Genomic DNA, 3,500 nt, shown 5'->3' with positions numbered 1-3,500 from the left:
CACTGGCCGATAACTCAGATACCGATTTCCCCACAGAACAGGCCGTAAAGACCTATGTCGACAACCAGATCTCGGGCGTAACGGCACCTACCATAGTCAGTGCGGACACGCCGAACTCCATCACGGCGGGAACCGACGGCGGGGCACGCTACGACGATACCCCATTGGTCAACGCCACAACGGCCAACGCCACGGCCACGGCCGCAAACACCACCGCACTGGCGGGCAAGGAGGACACCGCCAACAAGTCCACCGACGGTACACTCGCCGATAACTCAGATACCGATTTCCCCACAGAACAGGCCGTAAAGACCTATGTCGATACACAAATTGCCTCTAATATAGGAGATATGAACCTATCCAATTCAGATTTAACCTTAAATGCTGACAGGACGGTTAATCTAGCTGGTAATGAATTAAATTTCTCGGGAAGTGGAAATATAGGAATAGGAAATCTACCTGGTGCACCTCAGGATAAATTAGATGTTGATGGTCAAATAAGAGCCAGAAATGGTTTTGCCTCAACCGAAGGAAGTGCAGGTAATCCGGGATATGGGTTTTATACGAACGGTGATACCGATATGGGTATGTATAGAATCGCTGCTGATCAGTTAGGCTTTTCTACGGGAGGCGTTGAAGCGATAAGAATAGATGCCTCTCAAAATGTCGGAATTGGAATAAATCCTACTGAAAGATTACATGTCAATGGCAATATTCTTGCATCTGGAACTATTACTCCCGATTATGTATTTCAGCTTTATTTTAATGGTAAAAGTGAACTCAACCCAGATTATCAAATGCTTAGTCTGAGGGAAATAGAGAAATTTATAAGAAAGAATAAGCATTTGCCAGACGTACCTTCAGCAAATCAGGTTAAAGAACAAGGTGGTATCCTAGTTAATAGATCTACAGAAATCAACCTTGAAAAAATAGAGGAACTCTTTTTACATACCATTGAACAGGAAAAGAAAATAAAGGCGTTGAAATCCAAAAATGAATCCTTGTCCCAACAAATGGAATCGCTTCAGGCACAAATGGAAGAAATCAAAAAAATGTTGGTTGAAAAGATTAAAAAGTAATGAAAAAATACATCTACATACTTTTTATCCTTTCAACAGTGGGCCTTACCGCCCAAACCGCCCTATACAATAAGGGCAACATCCGTATTCATGAAAATGGAAATTTAGGTTTCCATACCCATTTTATCAATGAATCCCCTTTTGATGAAAACAAAGGGTTGACAGGATTTTATGGTCCGCAACAATTGGTCGTTTCCGGAACCGTTGTCCCCTTATTTTTTGATACCGAAATTGCCGTGGATAATGGACTTGTATTGGAACTGGGTATGGGTAACGCCAACAATACCAATTTTATACTGGGTGATATAATCACCGCTCGCAACCTATCCCATATTTATTATAACTTTCTGGAAAATGGATTTTATACAGGGGAAGGGGATTTCACCAAAATAAACGGTCATACGGCACTTACCAATCAACAGAACTTTATTTTCCCGATCGGGGATTCGGAACAATTACGGCCATTGATCATAAACTCCCAAAACATCAATCTGTTTGCACAATGTGCTTATTTCCTTGAAAATCCCAACAGTCCGGTTTCCATTCCGGAAAGTTTTAATACGGATCAATTGGACCGTGATCTGGAATTTGTGAGCGGTTTGGAATTTTGGCGTTTAGAAGGAAACGTCCCCGCTACCATAAGTCTTAACTGGAATGAAAGAAGTGATATGGCAGCACTTACGGATGATGCCACCAGAATAGTCCCGGTAGGATGGAGCAAGACCGAGAACCAATGGGTCAATTTAGGGGCAGGTGCCAACTTAGGAACCCTGGAACAGGGTTTTGTGACTTCCGAAGCTATTATACCGGACAATTATGAAATTATAACGCTTGGTGTATCCAAAATACCGCTTGAACCCCTGGATACGGGCTTATTGAGTTTGGAAAATTATTTTGTATCTCCAAATGGAGATGGTATCAACGATTCCTTTTTCATTCCGGAACTGTTGGAATCGCCCAATAACTTAGTCCAAATTTATGACCGATATGGGCTCAAAGTTTTTGAAAAATCCAATTATACCGATGAATTTACAGGTATTTCCAATGTAGATAATTTTGTGATCACCCGTGAGGACGGTTTACCCGTGGGGGTTTATTTTTATATTATTTATGCGGCCGATCTCGATTTAAATTATCAAGGATTTTTGTATTTGGCCAAATAAAAATAGGCTTCTTATTTTGTTTTTTAACGCTGTATTATTTTAGTATTCCTTCCTTTAATCAGCACGAATTTTCCATAAAACACCAATGATTTTATCATTTTTTTCTCGATAAAATGCAAGAATTTTCGGTATTCTTAACTTAAGCTCCCATTCACAACAATTTCCCTTACTTACACAACAAAATTCCAACACACGACTATTTTCAAGGTAGTTTTATGTGCTTAAAAGTGACTCCAAATCGCTCGGAATATGAATTTAAAAAGAATTACACTGCTACTATTTTTGGTCGCTGTCCATTATGCAAGCGGTCAAGTAAAAATAGGTCAAAACCCAAATGTTATAAACCCAGCTTCCATTGTGGAGTTGGAGAGTACGGATAAGGCATTTGTGCTTACACGGGTTACCACCGCCCAAATGCAAGCCATCGTTCCATTAAACGGAGCCTTGGTGTATAATACGGATACAGGCTGCATTCATTATTTTAATGGAACACTGTGGAATAATCTCTGTACTACTTCGCAGAATGGCGGTACTTTTTCATTTAAGGACAATAATGATGGTACGTTTACCATTAACTATTCAGATGGTACTTCATTTACCTCTTCCGATTTAACCGGACCGCAGGGGATACAGGGTGAAAAGGGTGATTCCGGAACACAGGGACCGCAAGGTAAAGAAGGACCACAAGGGGAACCCGGACAGAAGGGAATACCTGGACAGAAAGGCGAAAAGGGAGACCCCGGAGCACAGGGGCCACAGGGCAACGAGGGACCGCAAGGTAAAGAAGGACCACAAGGGGAACCCGGACAGAAGGGGGAACCGGGACAGAAAGGAGAAAAGGGAGACCCCGGAGCACAGGGGCCACAGGGCAACGAGGGACCGCAAGGTAAAGAAGGACCACAAGGGGAACCCGGACAGAAGGGGGAACCCGGACAGAAGGGAGAAAAGGGGGACCCCGGAACACAGGGGCCACAGGGCAACGAGGGGCCGCAAGGTAAAGAAGGACCGCAGGGAATACCCGGACAGAAGGGGGAACCGGGACAGAAAGGCGAAAAGGGAGACCCCGGAGCACAGGGGCCACAGGGCAACGAGGGACCGCAAGGTAAAGAAGGACCACAAGGGGAACCCGGACAGAAAGGAGAAAAGGGAGACCCCGGAACACAGGGGCCACAGGGCAACGAGGGGCCGCAAGGTAAAGAAGGACCACAAGGGGAACCCGGACAGAAAGGAGAAAAGGGAGACCCCGGAGCACAGGGGC

General features: G+C 44.2%; 3 protein-coding genes. All 3 read left to right on the top strand.

Going from position 1 to position 3,500, the window contains the following annotated elements; genetic code table 11:
* The coding region (locus tag ACKWB9_RS15370; protein ID WP_414003899.1) for a hypothetical protein at window positions 1-1,079 on the top strand (1,079 nt) is incomplete at its 5' end.
* Window positions 1,079-2,242 (top strand): gliding motility-associated C-terminal domain-containing protein, encoded by a 1,164-nt coding sequence (locus tag ACKWB9_RS15365; RefSeq protein WP_414003898.1) that lies wholly within the window; start codon window positions 1,079-1,081, stop codon window positions 2,240-2,242. The genes ACKWB9_RS15370 and ACKWB9_RS15365, both read left to right, overlap by 1 nt.
* A 249-nt stretch (window positions 2,243-2,491) precedes the next feature.
* A partial coding sequence (locus tag ACKWB9_RS15360; RefSeq protein ID WP_462031860.1) for a collagen-like domain-containing protein occupies window positions 2,492-3,500 on the top strand: 1,009 nt, incomplete at its 3' end.

Source organism: Maribacter spongiae (genome assembly GCF_047345125.1).
GTDB lineage: Bacteria > Bacteroidota > Bacteroidia > Flavobacteriales > Flavobacteriaceae > Maribacter.
The sequence above is the reverse complement of the archived record's forward strand: the minus strand, read 5'-3'. Positions and strand labels throughout refer to the sequence as shown.